Origin of the sequence: Streptomyces asoensis (assembly GCF_013085465.1) — a bacterium.
GTDB lineage: Bacteria > Actinomycetota > Actinomycetes > Streptomycetales > Streptomycetaceae > Streptomyces > Streptomyces cacaoi_A.
The window spans coordinates 8,405,992-8,426,273 of record NZ_CP049838.1 but is presented as its reverse complement, the minus strand read 5'-3'; the positions used below and the strand labels follow the sequence as shown (position 1 = coordinate 8,426,273).

General features: G+C 71.2%; 15 protein-coding genes and 3 tRNA genes. 10 read left to right on the top strand and 8 right to left on the bottom strand.

All coding sequences use genetic code 11. The features are described 5' to 3' along the window. Positions 1–227 precede the first annotated feature (227 nt). The 5 genes from G9272_RS37595 (at position 228) to G9272_RS37575 (ending at position 5,512) form a co-directional block, all read left to right on the top strand. Positions 228–587: an SsgA family sporulation/cell division regulator gene (locus tag G9272_RS37595; protein WP_171402344.1), complete on the top strand. Its 360-nt coding sequence runs from the start codon at positions 228–230 to the stop codon at positions 585–587. Between the two features lie 267 nt (positions 588–854). Further along, the gene (locus tag G9272_RS37590; protein ID WP_171400680.1) at positions 855–2,477 is read left to right on the top strand and encodes an ABC-F family ATP-binding cassette domain-containing protein; all 1,623 of its coding nucleotides are present in this window, start codon (positions 855–857) and stop codon (positions 2,475–2,477) included. Positions 2,478–2,615: 138 nt separating this feature from the next. Further along, positions 2,616–3,392: a dimethylargininase gene (ddaH, locus tag G9272_RS37585; protein WP_171400679.1), complete on the top strand. Its 777-nt coding sequence runs from the start codon at positions 2,616–2,618 to the stop codon at positions 3,390–3,392. A 216-nt stretch (positions 3,393–3,608) separates the two neighbouring features. Next, positions 3,609–4,583 (top strand): acyl-ACP desaturase, encoded by a 975-nt coding sequence (locus G9272_RS37580; RefSeq protein WP_020129430.1) that lies wholly within the window; start codon positions 3,609–3,611, stop codon positions 4,581–4,583. Positions 4,584–4,669: 86 nt separating this feature from the next. Beyond that, positions 4,670–5,512 (top strand): hypothetical protein, encoded by an 843-nt coding sequence (locus G9272_RS37575; protein WP_171400678.1) that lies wholly within the window; start codon positions 4,670–4,672, stop codon positions 5,510–5,512. A 19-nt stretch (positions 5,513–5,531) separates the two neighbouring features. Here the strand turns inward: G9272_RS37575 and G9272_RS37570 are convergent. After that, positions 5,532–5,607 (bottom strand) — tRNA-Trp (locus tag G9272_RS37570). 99 nt (positions 5,608–5,706) lie between these two features. Between G9272_RS37570 and G9272_RS37565 the strand changes: the two genes are divergently transcribed. Next, a complete protein-coding gene (locus tag G9272_RS37565; RefSeq protein ID WP_171400677.1) occupies positions 5,707–7,113 on the top strand; it encodes a DUF2201 family putative metallopeptidase in 1,407 nt (468 codons plus the stop codon). An 8-nt stretch (positions 7,114–7,121) separates the two neighbouring features. Further along, entirely contained in the window at positions 7,122–8,945 is a 1,824-nt protein-coding gene (locus G9272_RS37560; RefSeq protein WP_171400676.1) for an AAA family ATPase, read from the top strand. Positions 8,946–8,969: 24 nt separating this feature from the next. Here the strand turns inward: G9272_RS37560 and G9272_RS37555 are convergent, their stop codons facing one another. The 5 genes from G9272_RS37555 to G9272_RS37535 all read right to left on the bottom strand — a co-directional run bounded on the left by G9272_RS37555 (position 8,970) and on the right by G9272_RS37535 (position 12,052). Further along, positions 8,970–10,175, bottom strand: coding sequence for a ribonuclease inhibitor (locus tag G9272_RS37555; protein WP_171400675.1), 1,206 nt, complete (start codon positions 10,173–10,175; stop codon positions 8,970–8,972). Then, complete coding sequence (locus G9272_RS37550) at positions 10,172–11,536, bottom strand: SDR family NAD(P)-dependent oxidoreductase (protein WP_171400674.1); 1,365 nt, start codon at positions 11,534–11,536, stop codon at positions 10,172–10,174. Before G9272_RS37550 ends, G9272_RS37555 begins: the two co-directional genes overlap by 4 nt. Before the next feature lie 44 nt (positions 11,537–11,580). Next, positions 11,581–11,652 (bottom strand) — tRNA-Glu (locus G9272_RS37545). Between the two features lie 9 nt (positions 11,653–11,661). Further along, a tRNA-Gly gene (locus G9272_RS37540) sits at positions 11,662–11,734 on the bottom strand. A gap of 72 nt (positions 11,735–11,806) precedes the next feature. After that, a complete protein-coding gene (locus G9272_RS37535) occupies positions 11,807–12,052 on the bottom strand; it encodes a WhiB family transcriptional regulator (protein WP_171400673.1) in 246 nt (81 codons plus the stop codon). 319 nt (positions 12,053–12,371) lie between these two features. Between G9272_RS37535 and G9272_RS37530 the strand changes: the two genes are divergently transcribed. Next, positions 12,372–13,163 carry a VOC family protein gene (locus G9272_RS37530; protein ID WP_171400672.1) on the top strand — a complete coding sequence of 264 codons (792 nt, stop codon included), beginning with the start codon at positions 12,372–12,374 and terminating at the stop codon, positions 13,161–13,163. Positions 13,164–13,277: 114 nt separating this feature from the next. On the opposite strand, the gene G9272_RS37525 is transcribed toward G9272_RS37530, so the two are convergent. Together G9272_RS37525 and G9272_RS37520 are read right to left on the bottom strand one after the other, a co-directional pair. After that, positions 13,278–14,303, bottom strand: a complete 1,026-nt coding sequence (locus G9272_RS37525) for a LacI family DNA-binding transcriptional regulator (protein ID WP_171400671.1) — start codon at positions 14,301–14,303, stop codon at positions 13,278–13,280. An 82-nt stretch (positions 14,304–14,385) separates the two neighbouring features. Then, positions 14,386–15,384 (bottom strand): multicopper oxidase domain-containing protein, encoded by a 999-nt coding sequence (locus tag G9272_RS37520; RefSeq protein WP_171400670.1) that lies wholly within the window; start codon positions 15,382–15,384, stop codon positions 14,386–14,388. Between the two features lie 199 nt (positions 15,385–15,583). Between G9272_RS37520 and G9272_RS37515 the strand changes: the two genes are divergently transcribed. Continuing rightward, on the top strand, positions 15,584–18,061 hold the full coding sequence (locus tag G9272_RS37515; protein ID WP_171400669.1) for a ThuA domain-containing protein: 2,478 nt from the start codon (positions 15,584–15,586) through the stop codon (positions 18,059–18,061). Positions 18,062–18,123: 62 nt separating this feature from the next. Beyond that, complete coding sequence (locus G9272_RS37510) at positions 18,124–20,268, top strand: OmpL47-type beta-barrel domain-containing protein (RefSeq protein ID WP_171402343.1); 2,145 nt, start codon at positions 18,124–18,126, stop codon at positions 20,266–20,268. Positions 20,269–20,282 lie beyond the last annotated feature (14 nt).

Below are 20,282 nucleotides of genomic sequence, written 5' to 3'. Positions count from 1 at the left end.
ACCGCCCTAGGAGACACGGGAGGAGAGGTGAGTCACTCGCGTGCATGAAAGGCGGTGACCGAGGTCACTAGGAATGGGTGTGCACGGATCGGCCGGTTCCGGCGTCTCTTCCAGTGTCCGGACGCACCGCCCGGAAGATCGTCCCGCCGTCACGAGGGAGCAAGGCGTTGTCCACCACCGTCATCGAGCAGCCCGTAGAGGCACGTCTGGTCGCCGCCGCGCCTCGGATGCAGAGCATCCCCGCCACCCTGTCCTACGACCGGCAGGACCCCTTCGCCGTCCGCATGACCTTCCCGGCTCCGGCCACCCTGGAGGGCGTCGAGGTCTGCTGGACCTTCGCCCGTGACCTGCTCGCCGCGGGCCTGCACGACGCCGAGGGCCACGGCGACGTCCGGGTGCGGCCCTACGGGTACGGCCGCACCGTGCTGGAGTTCCACGCGCCCGAAGGCACCGCCGTCGTGCACGTCCACACCGAGAAGATCCTCGACTTCCTGCGGGCCACGAGCGAGCTGGTACCCGCCGGCACGGAGTACCGGCAGCTCGACCTCGACCACGACCTGGCGGAGCTGATGCGGGACGCCCGTTAATCCGTTGACAGCCCTTCCGGGCCCTCCTACCGTTTAGAACGGTTCTGTTGCCGCCGATAGGAGAAGGACGTTGCTCGTCTGAGGTCATGAGACACCGCGCCACACCTCTGGAGTGTGTGCGCCGCGTGCGACCTCGGCCTTCGAGCCGTCCTGGCGGAGCAGGACTTCCTGCATGTCTCCGCGCTCCCCCGCTGCCGCGGTGGTCGCCGCTTTCCGGTGTCTCGACACGTGTCGCCCCTGACCGCACACGCCACCACGAGGCCCGCTTTGACTCACTCCATCACCTGTACCTCCCTCGCCTTCTCCTGGCCGGACGGCACCCCCGTCTTCGACGGGCTCGACGTCGCCTTCGGCCCCGGCCGGACCGGACTCGTCGGCGTCAACGGCTCCGGCAAGTCGACCCTGCTGAAGCTGATCGCCGGTGAACTCACCCCCTCCGACGGCACGGTGCGCCTCGCCGGCGAGGTCGGACACCTCCCGCAGAACGTCACCCTCGACACCACGCTGAAGGTCGACGCGGCGCTCGGCATCGCCCCGCAGCGGGCCGCGCTGCACGCCATCGAGGCCGGTGACGCCTCCGCGCGGCACTTCGAGACCGTCGGCGACGACTGGGACGTCGAGGAGCGCGCGCTGGCCACCCTCGGCGAGCTCGGGCTCGGCCACATCGACCTCGACCGCACCATCGGCGAGGTGTCGGGCGGCGAGTCGGTCCTGCTGCGGCTGGCCGCGCTGCTGCTGCGCCGGCCGGACGTCCTGCTGCTGGACGAGCCGACCAACAACCTCGACCTGTACGCCCGGCGGCGGCTGTACTCGGCCGTCACCTCCTGGCCGGGCGTACTGATCGTGGTCAGCCACGACCGCGAGCTGCTCGACCTCGTCGACCAGATCGCCGACCTGCGCGCCGGGGAGGTCACCTGGTACGGCGGCAACTTCTCCGCGTACGAGGAGGCCCTGGCCACCGAGCAGGAGGCCGCCGAGCGCATGGTGCGCGTCGCCGAGGCCGACCTGAAGAAACAGAAGCGCGAACTGGTCGACGCCCAGGTCACGCTGGCCCGCCGCAAGCGGTACGGGCAGAAGATGTCCGACCAGAAACGCGAACCGAAGATCGTGATGGGGGCACGCAAGCGCGCGGCGCAGGAGTCGGCGGGCAAGTACCGGATCATGCACGAGGAGAAGCTCGCCAAGGCCAAGGAGCGGCTCGACGACGCGGTGGAGGCCGTACGGGACGACGACGAGATCCGCGTCGAACTGCCGTACACGGCCGTGCCGCCGGGGCGCGAGGTCCTGCTGCTCCAGGACCTCCGGCTCGCGTACGGCGCGCGCGTGGACGGTGGTTTCGACCTGCGCGGTCCCGAGCGGGTCGCGCTGGTCGGGCGCAACGGCGCGGGCAAGACGACGCTGCTGCGCACCATCGCCGGGGAGCTGGCCCCGGAGGCGGGCGAGGCGCACGCGCACGTGCCGCTGCGTTTCCTGCCCCAGCGCCTCGACCTCCTCGACGGCGAGCTCACGGTCGCCGAGAACGTGGCCCGGTTCGCGCCGGGCGCCACCAACAACCGGATCCGGGCCCGGCTGGCCCGCTTCCTGTTCCGGGGCGCCCGCGCCGATCAGAAGGCGGCGACGCTGTCCGGCGGGGAACGCTTCCGGGCGAGCCTGGCGGCGCTGATGCTGGCCGAGCCGGCGCCCCAGTTGCTCATGCTGGACGAGCCGACCAACAGCCTCGACATGGCGAGCGTGCGTCAGCTCACCACCGCCCTGGAGTCCTACGAGGGCGCACTGATCGTGGCCAGCCACGACCTGCCGTTCCTGGAGTCCATCGGCATCACCCGGTGGCTGCTGCTGGACGGGGAGCTGCGGGAGACGACGGCGTCGGAGGTGACCGATCCGGCCTAGGGGCGCCGGTCGTCGCATGGTCTCAGGAGGGGCACATTGTTACTGCGGGGTTTTGTCCTGGTGGCCCCGCCCTGCATGATGGCTGACCGGCGCCGCGTCCGAGGCGCCGGTTGTGCCACCCGATTCGGAGACCTGGACGTGCCCAGCAAGAAGGCCCTCATCCGCCGCCCCAGCCCGCGCCTCGCCGAAGGCCTGGTGACGCATGTCGAGCGGGAGAAGGTCGACGTGGAGCTCGCCCTGGAGCAGTGGGAGGCGTACGCCGAAGCCCTGCGGGCGCACGGCTGGGAGACCGTCGAGGTCGACCCGGCCGACGACTGCCCGGACTCCGTGTTCGTCGAGGACACGGTGGTGATGTACAAGAACGTCGCCCTGATCGCGCGCTCCGGCGCAGAGTCCCGGCGCGACGAGACCCTCGGGGTCGAGGAGGCCGTGGCCCGCCTGGGCTGCTCGGTGAACTGGATCTGGGAGCCGGGCACGCTGGACGGCGGTGACGTGCTCAAGGTCGGCGACACGATCTACGTCGGCCGGGGCGGCCGTACCAACGCGGCCGGCGTCCAGCAGGTGCGCGCCGCGTTCGAACCGCTGGGCGCGCGGGTCGTGGCCGTACCGGTGAGCAAGGTGCTGCATCTGAAGTCGGCGGTCACGGCGCTGCCCGACGGCACGGTGATCGGCCACATCCCCAAGGTGGACCGGCCGTCGCTGTTCCCGCGCTTCCTGTCGGTGCCCGAGGAGGCCGGCTCGCACGTGGTGCTGCTCGGCGGCCCGCAGGTGCTCATCTCGGCCGCCGCGCCGAAGACGGCGGACCTGCTCGCCGATCTCGGGCACGAGCCCGTCGTCGTCGACATCGGCGAGTTCGAGAAACTCGAGGGATGTGTGACATGCCTCTCGGTGCGGCTGCGTGAACTGTACGCCTGACCGGGTGATCGGATCACCCTTTCAGCCCTGGGACCAGCGGTTCCCGGGGCTGTTTGACATGCCCCGAATTGCTCGCCGCAACACGGCTGATCAGCGATCTTTACGCCGCTCTTAACCTACGGTTTCGTAACCTACGGATACGTAGCCTACGATTCCGTAAGTTCCGGCCTCGCTCGCCGGAGTGTTCCACTCCGCTTCACGTCCCCTGGAGTTCTCGTGACGATCACCTCCCCTCACCTCGGTAGCCCCGCCGTCTGGACCGACGCCAAGCTGCTGCACGCGCTGGAGGAAGTGGTCGAGACGGAACTCAACCGGCACCTGAAGGTCACCAAGGACTGGATGCCCCACGAGTACGTGCCGTGGAGCGACGGCCGCAACTTCCCCGGCTTCTTCGAGGACGGCGAGGCCTGGGAGAAGGGGCAGTCCAAGGTCACCGAGATCGGCCGGATCGCGCTCGTCGTGAACCTGCTCACCGAGGACAACCTGCCCAGCTACCACCACGAGATCGCCTCGCTCTTCGGCCGGGACGGCGCCTGGGGCACCTGGGTGCACCGCTGGACGGCCGAGGAGGGCCGGCACGGCATCGTGATGCGCGACTACCTGCTCGCCTCGCGCGCGGTGGACCCGGACAAGCTGGAGCAGTTCCGCATGTCCCACATGAGCGAGGGCTTCGAGTCCGACAACCGGCACTCGATGCTGCACTCGGTCGCCTACGTCGCCTTCCAGGAGCTGGCCACCCGCGTCTCGCACCGCAACACCGGCCACCAGTCGGGCGACCCGGTCTGCGACCGCATGCTGGCGCGCATCGCGACCGACGAGAACCTGCACATGGTCTTCTACCGCAACCTCCTGAAGGCCGCCTTCGAGCTGGCCCCCGACCTGACCATGCAGGCCGTGCGCGACGTCCTCGTCAACTTCCGCATGCCCGGTCACGGCATGCCCGGCTTCGAGCGGTTCGCCGCGCAGATGGCGATCGGCGAGGTCTACAACCTGCGCATCCACCACGACGACGTCATCCAGCCCGTGCTGCGCTTCCTGAAGGTCATGGAGGTCGACGGTCTCGGCCCCGAGGGGCAGAAGGCGCAGGAGGAGATCGGCCTGTACATGGGCGGCCTCGACTCGGAGGCGTCCAAGTTCGACGAGAAGCTGGCGGCGCGCAAGGCCCGGATGGCGGCACGGGCGGCCGGCTGACCCGCGCCCACCGATCGCTTCGACGGCTCGCACAGGGAACCGATTTCCCGGTGCGGGCCGTTCGCGACCTGCGGCATCATGCCGCCATGGGTGACAGTGACACGGTCCAGCAGGCGGTCGGCTTCCTGCTCGGGCTGACCGACGAGGACACCGCCGACCGGATCCGGGCGCGCATCGGTCTGCCCCCGGCCACCGCCGAGAACGCGGCCACGATCCAGCGCAGGCTGAACCGCGCGTGGACCTGGCCCACCGCGCCCGCCTCGGTGGTGCTCTGGGTCCTGGAGCAGGACGACCCCGCGCTGAACGCCGTCGTGTGGCGCTTCGTCGGCAACGACCTCGGTCTGCGCCGGGCCCTCGCCCGCGGGGTGCCGTTCGGCCCCGGGCGCACGAAGCCCCTGGCGGTGCGCTCGATCCACGAGCGGCAGGAACCCGACATCCCCGAGAGCTACGTCCGGTACGGCCTCGTCGGCGCCCTGCGCAAGGCGAACTCCATGCCCGCCGCCCGCGCGGCCGCGTCCATGGTGCTGACCCGGGGCGACTGGGCGACGGTCGGCGCGGCCCACGACGAGTTCGCGCTGCCCGGTTACCCGCGCTGGGCGCTGTCGGTGCGCCCGGACTGCCCGCCCGCGCTGCGCGCCCGGTTCGGCTCGCACCCCAAGTTCACGCACCGGCTGCGACAGGCGGGCGTCCTCGACAGCCCGGCCCAGTACGCGACGGCCCACGGTCCGGCCTCCCGGGTCCTGGAGGTGCTCTCCCTGGGCCATGTCATGTTCCCGGCCCGGGTCCGCGAGGCCGAGGACGCCCTGCGCCCGCTCGTGCGGGACCACCTGGGCGGGCGCGAGGAGGCCTGGGCGGTGCTGGCGCAGCTCATCGACACGTTCCACGGGACGGCGCCGGAACTCGTCGTGACGGCGGGCGCGATCGCCTGAGGCACCGGGTGTCGAGGGGGGCGGGGCGGCTGGATTCGAACCAGCGTGATCCAGTTTTGGAGACCGGTGCGGCTGCCTCTGCGCTACGACCCCGCCCTTGCCCCAGAGCGTAATGCCTTGGCCCGTTGTCGGTGGGGCCTGGTACCAATGAGCCACTGGGGGAAGCACGGCAAATAGGGCACGGGGGGCTCGACATGGGGTACGGGGAGCGAGGGCGGCGGCGTCCGCCCGTGGTCGACCTGGCCGACCGCAGGGCACTGGAGGCGTACCGCCCCGCGGAGCCCGAGGTGGTCGCCCGGGCGCGGCAGCTGAAGGAAGCCGCCCTGCTGGACTTCGGGCTGACCGAGTCGGCGGTGGCGTCCTGGCTGTACACCAAGTGCCATCACCAGATCCCGACGACGGCGGTGGACACGGCGGCCGTGGTCGCCTCCGGCGACGGCACCTGCCTGCTGCTGTACAACCCGGACTTCTTCGTCGGACTGGGCCTGGACGGCGTCAAGTTCGTCCTGTTCCACGAGGCCCGGCACCTCGTGCACCGGCATCTGCTCGCCGAGCCGGAGCTGCGCGAGGATCCGGTGTTCGAGCTGGCCGCCGAGGTGTCCATCAACCATGTGGCCCTGGTGCGGCTGGGCCGTGAGGAACTGCCGCTGCTGAACGGCCGCCCGACGGGGGTCGACCCCCGTCAGGTCCACGAGCTGTACGTCGAGGACCTGACGGCACACGGGCTGGAGCCGGTGTCGTACGGGACGTTCACGCGGACCGACACGCGCGTGTACGGCGAGCTGAAGCGCATGCGCCACCCGCCCGTGCCCGAGGAGCGGCTGTGCGTGCACCTGGGGGCCGGCGCGGTCCCCGCCGACCAGGAGACCGTCGACGCGGTGACGTCCTCCGCCCTGCTCAACTCCCTGCTGGCGGCCCGGCGCGGGCACGCGGGCGCCGAGCGGGAGCTGCTCGACCTCATGGGCCGCACGGAGGGCGACTCGGCGCGGGCCGCCCGGCTGTGGGGCAGGCTGGGCGCCGGCACGCTGCGCGGCGGGACCACGCGCACGCGCACGGTCGACTGGTGGCAGCGCTGGCTGGTCGACGTGCTCGGCTCGAAGCTGCGTGACGGCGAGCGGCTGGTCTACCCCAAGAAGCGGGGCGCCCTGCTCGCCGCACTCGGCCAGGACCCGATGCTGGCGCGGCGCGGCCCGGTCCGCGACAAGGTCCTGGTGATCGCCTACGACACCTCGGGGTCGATGCCGCACCACGTCGTCCACTGGCTCACCGAGCTGGTCGGCCGGATCGACGGCGTCGAGGCGCACTGGCTGTCCTTCGACGGCGTGGTCATGCCCTTCAGACCCGGCGAGCGTGTGTACGGGGGCGGCGGCACGAGCTTCCAGGCGGTCGCCGACCATGTGGAGGGCCGCACGGAGGTGAACGGGCGCCGTTTCGACGAGCGTCCGGACGCGGTCGTCGTCCTCACCGACGGCTACGCGCCGCCGATCACCCCGGCCGAGCCGGACCGCTGGATCTGGCTGATCACCGAAGGGGGCCACGAGTGGCCCGAGACCCACACACCGGCGATGGACTGCCATCGCGTCACCACAGGATCGCGGTGAACGAGCGGATGAGCACACGGACCGAGTACCCGCACGACACCGGCGACCGGCCGGCCCCCGGCGAGGTCTCGCGCCTCGAAGGCTTCATCGACGCGATGATCGACCTCGGGCAGACCGGCCAGGTCTTCGGCGAGCACGGCATCGGCAAGACGGCGACGTTCTTCTCGCACGTCGCCCGCGCCCACCCGGGCACCGAGCTGGTCTACGTGCCGGCGGCGAACCTCACCCCGGACGACCTGCTCGTCAACGCGCCGGTACGTGATCCGCGCTCCGGTCAACTGGTGCTGCGCCAGTTGGTGATGAGCCAGTTGAAGCCGGGCCGGCCGTTCGTGCTGCTCATCGACGACTCGTTGCAGGCGGGCGACACCATCCAGTCGCAGCTGATGCAGATCGCCTGCGACTGGACGCTCGGCGAGCACGACCTGCGTGCCCTGGGCTGCGTCGGCGTCTTCCTCACGGACAACGAGTCGCAGGCGGAGACGTCGGCCCGGCGCAGCGACCTGGCGCTGCTGGACCGGATGGTCACGATGCGGATCTCGGCGAACGACACGTCGTGGCGTCGGCACCTCGCGGTCAAGTACCGCCCGTGGGACCTGCGTCCGGTGTTCGCCGTGTGGGCCTCGCTCTCCCCCGCTCTGCGCGAGCTGCTGTCCCCGCGCACGCTCGACCATGTCCTGGCCAACGCCCGTGAGGGGTTCCCGCTGCGCTGGGGCCTGCCGCTGATCGACGGCGAGCGGCTCCGACTGGCCGAGCCGGGACCGGACGGCCGGCCCGGCCAGAACCGCACGGCCGAGATCCTCGACCGGCTCGCGCAGGCGCTCGGTGTGGCCAACCCGGCCACGGTTCCCGACCCCGTACGGCAGGTGGTGCGCGCGGCCCTGCGCAACCGCTGGACGGTGCTGCTCCAGGGGCCGCCCGGGTGCGGCAAGACGGAACTGGTGCGGGAGACGGTCCGCGCGGGGCTGGGGCGCGACGCCCTGTACTTCTCGCTGCCGGTGACCAACGTCGAGGACCTCTGCGCGCCCGTGCCGTCGCCGGACGGCACGCTGGACAACCTTCTCGCGGCGAAGTTCACCGGCCCCGAGCCCAAGGCGATCGTGTGGGACGAGTACAACCGGCCCAAGGACAAGGCCGCGTTCGCCAAGCTGATGGAGATCACCCAGGAGTGGTCGCTGGCGGGGAAGCGGATCGAGAACCTGCGGGCCCAGATAGCCGTCCAGAATCCGCCGTACCACCTGGGCCGCAAGCTGCTGGTGTCCCGCAACAACATCGCGCAGGCGACCCGGTTCACGGCTTCCCTGGAGGTGGCGCCGGAGGACATCCCGGCCAACGAGTGGCTGCTGGCACGGTACGGGGCGGACGCCGAGACGGTGCTGGAGTGGTGGAAGCACGACATCGACGAGGAGGGCCGCGCCTGGATCACCAAGCGCACCCTGGAGCGGCTGATCAAGCTGCACCGGCGCGGGCTGCCGCTGGAGATGGCCACGGTCTACCTCGGCGACGGCGAGTACGCGCCGGTGCCGCTGACCGCGCTGATCGACCGCTTGAAGGGCCGCCCCGTGACGGGTCTGCGCGAGTTGGCCCGGGACGCGGACGCCTGGGAGGCCCGGCTGCGCCGCGCCGCCGCCCGCTCCGACGAGGGCGGCGACGACAGCGACGTCGTCCACCAGATCCTCGCCAACGCGGAACTGTCCCAACTGCGCAGGCATCACGCCGTGGTGGCCCGCCTGGTCGCCCATCTGCCGGCCAAGCTGCGGGCGACGTACCTGGTGGGGGCGTCCGAGCAGCAACAGAAGTTCTGGATGGGGGTGTTCACGGGGATGCGGCGCTGAGCGGACGGGGCGGGCGGAGGGGCGTCAGTCCTCCGCGGATGCCTCCGGTGCCGCCGTGCGGTGCACGCTGCGTACGGCCGCGACGTCGGGCGGGACGGCCGGGGCCGGGACATCGGCGCTGAGGGCCGCCAGGCGGCGTTTGACCGTGGCGGCGACGCCCTGCCCCAGGACGAAGCGGGTGGCGGTGACCGCGCGGGGCGCGTGGTCCAGGATGCGGTGCGCCTCGCGGCTGCGCAGGCCCGTGTGGCGCAGGACCAGGTGGGCGAGGCGGTGCTCGCCGGCCGCCAGCGTCCGCCCGATGCTCTCGGCGGACGCCAGGTCCAGCCGGTTGTCCACCGCGCCGAGCACGGCCGCCGCCCGGACCCGGCCGAGGTCCAGCAGGGTGACACCGGCGACGGTGGCCGCGCCGACCAGGCGGGCGGCGGCGGAGGGCCCGATGCCGTTGCTGGCCACCGACAGCCGGGTGAGCCGTCCGTACGGCGCGCGCTCCAGGGCGTCGGCGATTCGGAGCGCGCCGCCGTCGCCCAACCGGGCGGCGGACACGTACAGTTCGTCGATCGCCCCGGCGGCGACCACCGCCGCGAGCGCCTCCGCGCCCGCCTCCCCCAGCGGGTTGCCGCCGACGAACAGCCGCTCGACCCGCCGCCCGTTGCCGGCCGCGGCCGGCAGCGCGTCGGCGAGTACGGTGACGCCCGCCGCGTCGAGTCCGGTCTGCACGAGGTCGAGCGTGCGCAACGTCCGGACGGACTCGATGAGTTCGGCCGCCGCCCGACCACCGCCCCGGCCCAGCGGGTTGCGCTTGAGCCACACCCCCGTGACCACCTGCGGCGAGGCGCGCAGCTGGTCGGCGATACGGCAGGCGCCGCCCGCGGTGATGCCGTTGCACCCGAGGTAGAGCGTCTCGACCGGCGCGCTCGTACCGGCCACGGTGGCGGCACCGTCGTCCCCCAGGGCATCGGTGCCGAGGAGCAGATGCCGTACGGGCGAGGGCCCGTCGGCCAGGGCCTCGGCGACCAGGGCCGCGCCCTCGGCCCCGAGGCCCTGCTTGCACAGGTCGAGCCGCCCGTCGGGCAGCGCGGTGCCCGCCGCGAAGTCCAGCCGCTCGCCCGCCGGACGCCCGGCCCGCAGCCAGTCGAGCAGCGGGGCGAGATCGGCGAGGGGGCGGGGCACCACGTGGGGCACTCCGGCGAAGCCGGCCCGCTCCGGCCCCGCCGCGTTCTCCTCGCTCACCACTGCGCCTCCCGGTAGTCCTTGAGGAACACCCCCGACACCGGGTGGCCGGCCTCACCGCGCACGATCGGGTCGTACACGCGGGCCGCGCCGTCCACGATGTCCAGCGGGGTACGGAAGCCCGCGCCCGCCATCCGGGCCTTCTTCGGCGCCGGGTTCTCGTCGGTGATCCAGCCGGTGTCGACGGCGCACATGTGCACACCCTGATCGGCGAGCGCGGCCGCGCTGGTGCGGGTGAGCATGTTGAGGGCGGCCTTGGCCATGTTGGTGTGCGGATGCCCGGGCATCTTGTTGCGCACCGCGAACCGGCCTTCGACGGCCGTCACGTTGACCACGTACCGGCGCGGATGCGGGGAGGCCAGCAGCAGCGGCAGCAGCCGGTCGCACAGCAGCGCGGGCGCGAGGGCGTTGACGAGCTGGGTCTCCAGGACCTCCGCCGGATCGAGCGCGCCGAGCCGGGCCGACCAGGAGTTCTCCGGGGAAGGATCGGGCAGCAGTCCGGCCTCGTCGGCCTCCCGCAGGGCGGCGGGCAGCGCGGAGACCGAGCCGCCGAGGCCCTCCAGCATCCGCATCGGGGTGAACCCGGGCGCCCTGCGCGTCCCCTCGGGCAGTGCGTCGCGCTCTCCGGCGGCCAGCAGGGCGTAGGACTCCGGCGGGCGACGCACGGTCTGCGCCGCGTTGTTGACGAGGATGTCGAGCGGTTCGCCCTCCCGGCGCAGCTCCTCGCACAGGCCCAGCACCTGGCGCGGGTCGCGCAGATCGACGGCGACGACGGTGAGCCGGTCCAGCCACTGCCCGCTGCCGGGCTCGGCGCGGAAACGGCGGACGGTGTCGTGCGGGAAACGGGAGGTGACGACGGTCTGCGCGCCGTCCCGCAGCATCATCAGCGCCAGCTGGAAGCCGATCTTCACCCGGCCGCCGGTGAGCAGGACACGGCGCCCGCTCAGGTCGGTGCTCAGCGAACGGCGGGCGGCGTTGTCGGCGGCGCAGTCGGGGCAGAGCCGGTGATAGAAGGTGTCGACCTCTTGGTAGGCCGACTTGCATACGTAGCAGGCGCGCGGCCGGTGGAAACGTCCTCCGCGTCCGGCGGCCGGCAGGGGCGCGTCCTCGCGCCGGTCCAGGGCGCCGGTCGCGGTCGCCGCCATCGCCGCCGCGTCGGCGGCCGCCACCTCGGCACCCCGCCCCTTGCGCCGCCGCAGCCGTCCGTCACGCGCGAAGGACGCGGCGACCTGCTCGGCCCGCAGCCGCACGGGATCGTCGACGGGCAGCGCGCGCAGTCTGCCCACGACGTCGTGGAAGGCGGCCAGCTCCGCGTCGGTGACCGACGGGCCGAACGCCGCCCCTCCGTTGTCCTCGCCCATCCGTCGCCGCCCCGCCCCGTCCCCGCCCCGTGCTCGCCGTACCGTGGTCCCGACCGGATTCGAACCGGCGTATCCACCCTGAGAAGGTGGCGAGTCTGCCTCTGCTCTACGGGACCGCGCACGCATCCGGACGACCGGATTCGAACCGGCGTGATTCGCCTGGGCAAGGCGTTGCGCCTGCCTCTGCGCTACGTCCGGACACGCCCCCGGATCCTAACCGCACCCCCGCGACGCGGTCACTCGGATTCGGGGTCGCCGCGACTGCGCGGTTCAGCGTGCCGGGCGCCGGAGGTTCAGGCGCTCCTTCTCGGACATGCCGCCCCAGACGCCGAAGCGCTCGTCGTTGGCCAGGGCGTACTCGAGGCAGGCGGAACGCATCTCGCACATGCCGCAGATGCGCTTCGCCTCCCGCACCGAGCTGCCGGGCTCGGGGAAGAAGAACTCCGCCCCGGTCTGTGCGCACAGCGCCTCCCGCTGCCAGCCGAGGTCGGGTGTCGGAATCGTGTCGGTATACATGGCCAGGATCGTGCCCGGCGGCGAAAAACGTTCGATCAACGCCGGATATACACGGCACCCGAAGGCCCCCGGCCGCCCGATGATGCTCCTGCCGCGCACCGCTGCGCACGGCGGCGCGCGGTGCACCCGGCACACTCTCGGAACGCCGAGCGGGCGCATGGCACCTCCCGGTGACCGCCCCTGACCTTCCGTGACCTTCCGTGACCTTCCGTGGCCGGGCGGCGGGGCCGCGCCGGTGGTCGTGCTCCGGCAGCGATTGTCAGTGGGCGGTGCGAGACTCGGCAGTGCAGAGAACGGGACCCCTTCGAGGAGGGCAACGATGCTCACCACCCGTTTCGTCAACGGCGCTCCGAACTGGATCGATGTCGGCACGTCCGACATCGACGGCGCCACCTCCTTCTACGGCGCTCTCTTCGACTGGCGGTTCCGGTCGGCGGGACCCGACGCCGGCGGTTACGGCTTCTTCCAGCTGGACGGGAAGACCGTGGCGGGCGGCATGCAGACCGCACCCGGGCAGGGCCCGCCGTCGTGGACGGTCTACTTCCGGACACCGGACGCCCAGGCCACGGCGCAGGCAGCCGAGCAGAAGCACGGCACGGTCCTCTTCGCGCCGATGGACGTGATGGGCCAGGGCACGATGGCCGTCCTCGCCGACCAGGCGGGCGTGCCGTTCGGCCTCTGGCAGCCGGGACGGACCAAGGGCGTGGACGTGGCGAACGAACCCGGCGCGCTGTGCTGGGTCGAGCTGTACACGCCGGACGTCGCCGCGGCGGCCGCCTTCTACAACGCGACGCTCGGCCTGGAAACCTCGGCCGCCCCTTTCCCCGGCGGCACGTACACCTGCGTCAACCCGGCCGGTGCCGGGGAAGAGGCGATGTTCGGCGGGATCGTGCCGCTGGCCGACGACCCCTCGGAGGCCGAGACCGGCGCGTACTGGCTGCCGTACTTCGAGGTCGCCGACGCGGACACCATCGTGGCCAAGGCGGAGGAGCTGGGCGGCAGGGTGCGGATGCCCGCCACGGACGTCGAGGGCGTCGGCCGCATCGCCAAGCTCGCCGACCCCTACGGGGCACGCTTCGCCGTGATCAAGAGCGTCCCCCAGGAGATGTGAGGCGGTACGCGAGAGCACGGGCACGAGCGGGGCAGGGCCGAGCAGGCCAGGAGGACGAGCAGGCCAGGAGGACGAGCAGGCAGGAAGGAGGGACGAGCGGGGTGGCGGCCCCGGTCAGGCCGAAGCGCGGCGCACCAGAGTGGTCGGCAGGACCACACCGCCCGGCGCCTCGTCGGCGACCCGTCGGTCGAGGCGGCGCAGCAGCAGGCGGGCCATGATCCGGCCCATCTCCTCGATGTCCTGACGGACCGTCGTCAGCGGCGGGTCGCTCTGTTCGGCGACGGGCAGCATGTCGTCGAAGCCGACCACGGCGACGTCCTCGGGCACCCGCCGCCCACGCTCGCGCAGGACGCGCAGGGCGCCCGAGGCGGCGAGGTCGTTGGCGGCGAACACGGCGTCCAGGTCGGGGCAGCGGTCGAGGAGTTCCCGCATGGCCCGCTCGGCGCCGCCGGGGGTGAAATCGCTCTCGACGACGAGCCGCGGGTCGTTCTCGCCCATGACCTCCCGGTATCCGTCGAGCCGGTCCGCCGCGGAGGTCTGGTCGAGGGGGCCGGTGATGTGCGCGATCCGGGTGCGGCCTAGCCCGGCCAGCAGGCGTACGGCCTCGCGGGCGCCGCCGCGGTTGTCGCTGTCGACGTAGACCACGTCCCGTGTGCCGTCGCTCCAGCCGGGACGGCCGCCGAACACGGTCGGGACACCGGCGCCCTGGATCAGCCCGGGGAGCGGGTCGTCGAGGTGCAACGAGAAGACCAGGGCCCCGTCGACATGGCCACCGGCGAGGTAGCGGGCGACACGGGCGTGGTCGTCGCGGCCCTCGGTGAGCAGCAGCACCAACTGGTTGTCGTGGGCCGTCAGTTCCTTGCTGATACCGCGGAGCTGGAGCGCGAAGAAGGGGTCGGCGAAGACCCGGGTCTCCGGTTCGGCGATGACCACGGCGACCGCGTCGTGCCGCTTCGTCACCAGGCTGCGCGCCGCCTGGTTGGGGACGTACCCGAGCTCCTCCACGGCCCGCCGGACCCGCTCGACGAGCGGCTCGCGGACGCCGTCCCCGCCGTTGACGACTCGCGACACGGTCGCCCGGGAGACCCCGGCCCGCGCGGCCACGGCCTCCAGCGTGGGGCGCGACGCTGTCTCGGTCACTTCGGGGCTCCTCCTGGCCGGCTGCGGCTCAGGATAACTCCGGGGGACGGCCGGGGTGAGAGCGCTCTCCGACCTCGGTCCCTCAGTGCTCGTGCGCGTCGCCGGTCTCGTCCGGCTCGAGAGACTCGTGCGACTCGTGCGGCTCATGCGGTTCGTAGCCCGGGATCGTGCCGTCGGGCTTCTTCACCAGGAACAGTCCGACCATCCCCATGTCGGAGTGGCTCTGCACATGGCAGTGGTACATCCACGCGCCGGCGCCCACCCCCTCCCCCGCGATCACCTGGAAGCCGAAGGAGTCGGCCGGGCCCACGATCTTGTTGTCGACGACCTGGCTGGGGTCGTCGGGGCCGGTGAGCAGGCCGGTGCGGTTGTCGGCCCAGCGATGACCGTGCATATGGAAGGTGTGGTAGTACTCGCCGTGCGTGATCATCACGAACTCGACCCGATCGCCCACCGTCGCCTCGAAGTCGGGTCCCGAGTGGGCGGGTCTGTTGTTGATCGTCATGTCGTTGAAGACGATCGTGTGGGTGGCGTCGGGCAGGATGTCGCCCTTGCGCCGGACGATCACCGGCCCGTACAGGCCCTTGCGGATGCCACCGGTGCCGTGTTCCGTTCCGACGACGTGGTCGTGGTAGTGCCAGTAGCCCGCGCTGCCCGCCCGCCAGGTGCCGTCGGCGCGGCGACCGGGGGCGTGGGTGCGCCAGGTGTAGGTGCGCGTACCGCCGGGCTCGATGTCACTCCTGTTCAACTTCGTTCCGTCGCTGGAGATTTCGTAGTCCAGACCGTGGACGTGCAGACTCGCCGTCACGTCCAGGGTGTTCTCCACCTCGATGTGGACGGTGTCGCCCTCGTTGACCTCGATCAGCGGCCCGGGGATGGTCGCCTTCCCCTTCTCGAAGCCGTAGCCGAGTTGTCCGTCGGCGAGCTTCTCCGCGTACAACTTGAGGTGCCTGACCGCTCCGCCCGCCGGCGCGGTCTTCGCCGGTCCGTCGGCGCTCACCGCCCTCGGCCCCAAGGACAACGATGTCGCGGCGGCGGCGCCGCCCAGCAGTACCCGGCGGTTGAACCCGCGTCTGTCCATGCCGAACTCCCCACCCTGGTACGGAATTTGCGACGATGAAGAAGACGAGCCTGTGATGAACCTGTGAGACGGTACCGGTCGTTCCGCCGTTTCTCCACACCCAGGACAAAGTTCGTGCCATTGCGGTCATAGGTATTGGCGAGTCATACACATGGGGTCTAGCTTCCTTGGCGCTGTCGCTGTGACCGAGGAGGTGCCCATGCACTTACGAGGGTTGAGTACGAGAGGACGAATCCGGGTGACCGCCGTGGCGTGCGCAACGCTCGTCGCCGGCCTGCTGTCCGCGCCGGCCGCGGGCGCGCGCCCGGCCCCGGAGCCACCCCTGACAACGATGTCCATCAAGTCGCCGCCGGGCGGCGCCAATGTACGGGTGCTGATCTTCCACGGGTCGGCCGCGGCCGGGGACGAGTCACCGGTCGTCAACGCCGGTATCGAGGCCATCGAACGGATCGGCCTGTCCGGGCCGGCGGACCAGCGCTTCGAGGTCGAGGCCACGGACGACGCCTCGGTCTTCACCAGCGGGACGAGGCTGGGCAGTTACAACGCGGTCGTGTTCCTGACCGGGGGCGGTGACGTCCTCGACCCGGAACAGGAAGCGGGTCTGGAGGCCTACATGGAGGCCGGCGGCGGATTCCTCGGCGTCCACGACGCGGCCCGCGCGGAGCCGTACTCGGACTGGTTCACCGGTCTGATCGGCGCCCGTCCCGCCACGTCGAGCCCGACGGCCGTACAGCGGGCCACCGTCGAGGTCGGCGACCGGCGGCATCCGGCCACCGGGGGGCTGCCGCTGGAGTGGAAGCGCCCGGACCTGTGGCCGAACTGGGTGAAGAACCCGTCCGGCGAGGTGCACACCGTCGCCCGGGTGCGCGAGTCGACGTACCAGCCGGGTACCAGCGCCAACGGCGCTGACCATCCGGTGAGTTGGTGCCGCGACTACGACGGCGGCCGCTCCTTCTACACCGGCATGGGCGGCACGGTCTCGTCGTACGACGAGACGGACTTCCGTACGCATCTGCGCGGCGCCCTGCTCTGGACGTCCCGGCTGGTGCAGGCCGACTGCAAGGCCACCATCACCGGGAACTACAAGGCCGAGCGCCTGACCCCGGCCAACCAGCCCGGCCAGAACGACCAGATCGGTGAGCCGCACGGCCTGGTCACCGCGCCCGACGGCCGGGTTCTCTACATCGGGCGGGGCGGCGCCGACTCCTCCCGGCCGGTGATCACCGACTGGAACAACCCGGACGTGGGCAAGGGCAAGGGACAGATCCACGTCTACGACCCGGCGACCAAGAAGGTCACACTGGCCGGGGAACTGACGGTCTTCGGCAACAAGGGCGGCGGCGACGAGCTCGTCAAGGTCGAGGAAGGCCTCCTCGGTATCGAGCTCGATCCGCGCTTCGAGCAGAACGGCTGGGTGTACCTGCACTACACCCCTCACTCGGGCGTCAACCGTGACACCCGGATGGCCGAGCGGCGGGTCTCCCGCTTCACACTCGACCTCGCCACGAACCGGCTCGACCCAGGCAGCGAGAAGGTGCTGCTCAAGTGGCCGGTGCAGGTGCACAGTTGCTGTCACGCCGGGGGCGGACTTGCCTGGGACTCCAAGGGCAACCTGTACATCGCCACCGGTGACAACAACTCCAGCGGCTTCAGCGGCGGTTACTCCGGAAACAACCCGCAGCCGAACTTCAAGGGCGTCTCCTTCGCCGACGCGCGCCGTACGGCCGGAAACACCCACAACCTCAACGGCAAGATCCTGCGCATCCATCCGGAACCCGACGGGACGTACACACTTCCGGCGGGGAACCTGTTCACCGGCCGGGAGACCGACGAGGGCGGCGGCAAGACGCGCGGCGAGATCTATGTGATGGGCGTCCGCAACCCCGCGCGCATCTTCGTCGACCGCACCACCGACATCCTCTACGCGGGCTGGGTCGGCCCGGACGCGGGCGAGCCGTCGCCCGTCTGGGGACCGGCGAAGTACGACACGTTCGCCGTCATCACCCAGGCGAGCAACCGGGGTTGGCCGTACTGCATGGGCAACAAGCAGCCCTACCGGGACCGCAACCTGCCGGATCCGTCGCAGCCGCTGGGCTGGTACGACTGCGACCACCCGAAGAACGAGTCGCCGAACAACGACGGCCTGGTCAACCTGCCGCCGGTCACCGGCAACAACATCTGGTACTCACCCCAGGGCGGCGCACCGGACTACCCGCGCGATGCAAGCGGCATCCCCTCCTACCGGCAGGACCAGGCGACGTACCGGCTGCCGTGGCTCAAGGGCGGCGGGCAGGCGGCGATGAACGGCCCGGTCTACCGCTACGACGCCGCCGGCACGAGCACGGCCAAGTGGCCCGCGTACTGGGACGGCAAGTGGTTCGTCGGCGACTTCTACGACGCCGATCAGCCGCGCAACGCGGTGGTCATGGACCCGAGGACGCAAGGGTCGGGCGGTCTGCCGGTCCACTCGGAGTCACTGAAAAGAATCGTGCCGGTCGGCAATGACGGCATCAAGAACCTCATGGACTGGAAGTTCGGCCCGGACGGCGCCCTGTACGTCCTCGACTACGGCCGCGGCTTCTTCACCTCGGACGCCAAGTCGGCGCTGTGGAAGGTCACTTATAAGGGCGGCGGTCCGACACCGACCGCCGACGGGCTGGCGAGGGGGGCTCAGTGATACGGCGCACACGACAGACACGGCAACGAAGAATCTGGACGGCCCTGTTGGCCGCCGTGCTGATGATGCTCGGGCTTCAGGCGGCACCCACCGCGGCACAGTCCGAGCCGGCAGCCGCCGCCCAGGTGCTCACCTGGACCGCCGGCGACGACATCACCAAGTACGGTTCGGCACCGGCGACGGCGGTGGCGGGTCAGGCGACGATCGTCTTCGAGAACAGCGTGGCGACCGGCAACACCATGGGCATGCCGCACACGTTGACGTTCGCGACCAGCGACCCCGAGTTCAACGACGACGTCACGCTGAACATCCTGGCCAACCCGAACGACGACCTGGGCGGCCGGCACACCGCCGAGGTCACCCTGACCCCGGGGCGCTACTTCTACCACTGCACGATCCCCGGACACGGCCAGATGCAGGGCATTCTCGTGGTGACCGAGGGCGGCGGCGAGGACACGACACCGCCCGAGACGGCGGCGCAGGTCACCGGCACGCAGAACGCGCAGGGCGAGTACGTCGGCTCGGCGAGTGTCGCGATCGGGGCGACCGACGACGGCGGGTCGGGGGTCGACGGTATCCAGTATGCGGTCGGCACTGCGGGCGACTGGATCCCGTACACCGCACCGGTCGTCGTCGACCAGGTCGGCAGCCACCGGATCCGCTACCGGGCGTTCGACAAGGCCGGCAACGTCTCCGCGGAGAAGACCGCCGCGTTCACGGTCGTCGCCCGGCCCTCCGACGACACGACACCCCCGGACACCTCCGGGACGGTGAGCGGCGAGCAGAACCCCGACGGCACGTACATCGACATGGCGACCGTCACCGTGTCGGCCTCCGACACCGGATCCGGGGTCAACACCATCGAGTACACCGTCGGCTCCGGGGCCTGGCAGCCGTACACCGCGCCCGTGATGGTGCACCAGGTCGGCACCCACACCGTGCGGTACCGGGCCACCGACAAGGCGGGCAACGCGGCCGCCGAGAAGAGCGTCCGGTTCACCGTGGTCGCGGCGACCCCGCAGGACACCACACCACCGGTGACCGGCGTGACCGTCGAGGGCACGAAGAACTCCGGCGGGGCCTACGTCGGCAATGCCAAGGTGACCGTGAGCGCGACGGACGAACACGGGTCGGGTGTCGACCGGATCGAGTATTCACTCGACGGTGGACCGTACATCGCATACAGCATCCCGGTGGTGGTCGACCGCGCGGGCCCGCACACCCTCGTCTACCGCGCCACCGACAAGGCGGGCAACACCTCCACCGCCCGCACGGTGACCTTCACCGTGGTGTCGAGTCAGGTCCCGGCCCCCAACTGCCCCGAATACGACGAGCGGTTGACGGTGATCGTCGGCACGGTCGACTCGGGGGTGCCGAACCGGCTGACCGACAAGCGGTGCCGGATCAACGAGTTGATCGAGGACGAGAAGGAATGGACGTCCCACGCGCTGTTCCTCAAGCACGTGAAGACGGTCCTCGACGGGCTGTTCGGCGAGGGGGTCGTGGACCAGCGTGAGTACGACGCCGTCCAGGAGGCGGCGAGCCGGTCCGGGATCGGCAAGCCCGGCCAGACCGAGGGCTACCGCACGATCCTCGACGGCAGCGCGGGCTCGTTCGCGAAGTGGCAGCAGGTGGGCGGCGGATCGTTCGCGCAGAACGCCGACGGATCGATCACCAGCGGGACCACCCGTGAGGGCCTGGGCATGCTGTGGTTCCCCGAGCGCAAGTACGGCGACTTCTCGCTGAAGCTCCAGTGGCGCGACGACGCTCCGGGCACGGGCAACGCCAACTCCGGTGTGTTCGTGCGCTTCCCGTGGGTCCATGACCATGCCGAGGAGTCGCGACCGGAGTGGGTCGCCATCAAGTACGGGCACGAGGTGCAGGTACTGGACCGGCCGGACGGGGACATGTACAAGACCGGGTCGGTGTACGGCTTCGACCGGGTGGGACTCGCCGGCGCCGGCGTCACCCAGAAGGGGACCTGGAACGACTACGAGATCAGGGTGGTCGACCAGCACTACTCGGTCTACCGCAACGGCGTGCTGATCAACGAGTTCGACAACACCGGCGGCCAGGAGTTCTCCCCGCCGCGCGCGGACGACCCGGGCACGGACGGACGGCGTTTCGCCTCCGGTTACCTCGGGCTCCAGGTGCACGGCACGACGGACGTCGTCTCGTACCGGGACATCCGCATCAAGGAGTTGTGACAGCGGCCGTCCGG

Bases quoted from the DNA above. Each gene is read 5' to 3' on its own strand.
- G9272_RS37595 (WP_171402344.1), top strand. From the start codon at position 228: ATGCAGAGCATCCCCGCCACCCTGTCCTACGACCGGCAGGACCCCTTC.
- G9272_RS37535 (WP_171400673.1), bottom strand. From the start codon at position 12,052: ATGTATACCGACACGATTCCGACACCCGACCTCGGCTGGCAGCGGGAG.
- G9272_RS37550 (WP_171400674.1), bottom strand. From the start codon at position 11,536: ATGGGCGAGGACAACGGAGGGGCGGCGTTCGGCCCGTCGGTCACCGAC.
- G9272_RS37515 (WP_171400669.1), top strand. From the start codon at position 15,584: ATGCACTTACGAGGGTTGAGTACGAGAGGACGAATCCGGGTGACCGCC.
- G9272_RS37565 (WP_171400677.1), top strand. From the start codon at position 5,707: ATGGGGTACGGGGAGCGAGGGCGGCGGCGTCCGCCCGTGGTCGACCTG.
- G9272_RS37510 (WP_171402343.1), top strand. From the start codon at position 18,124: ATGATGCTCGGGCTTCAGGCGGCACCCACCGCGGCACAGTCCGAGCCG.
- G9272_RS37520 (WP_171400670.1), bottom strand. From the start codon at position 15,384: ATGGACAGACGCGGGTTCAACCGCCGGGTACTGCTGGGCGGCGCCGCC.
- G9272_RS37560 (WP_171400676.1), top strand. From the start codon at position 7,122: ATGAGCACACGGACCGAGTACCCGCACGACACCGGCGACCGGCCGGCC.
- G9272_RS37530 (WP_171400672.1), top strand. From the start codon at position 12,372: ATGCTCACCACCCGTTTCGTCAACGGCGCTCCGAACTGGATCGATGTC.
- G9272_RS37575 (WP_171400678.1), top strand. From the start codon at position 4,670: ATGGGTGACAGTGACACGGTCCAGCAGGCGGTCGGCTTCCTGCTCGGG.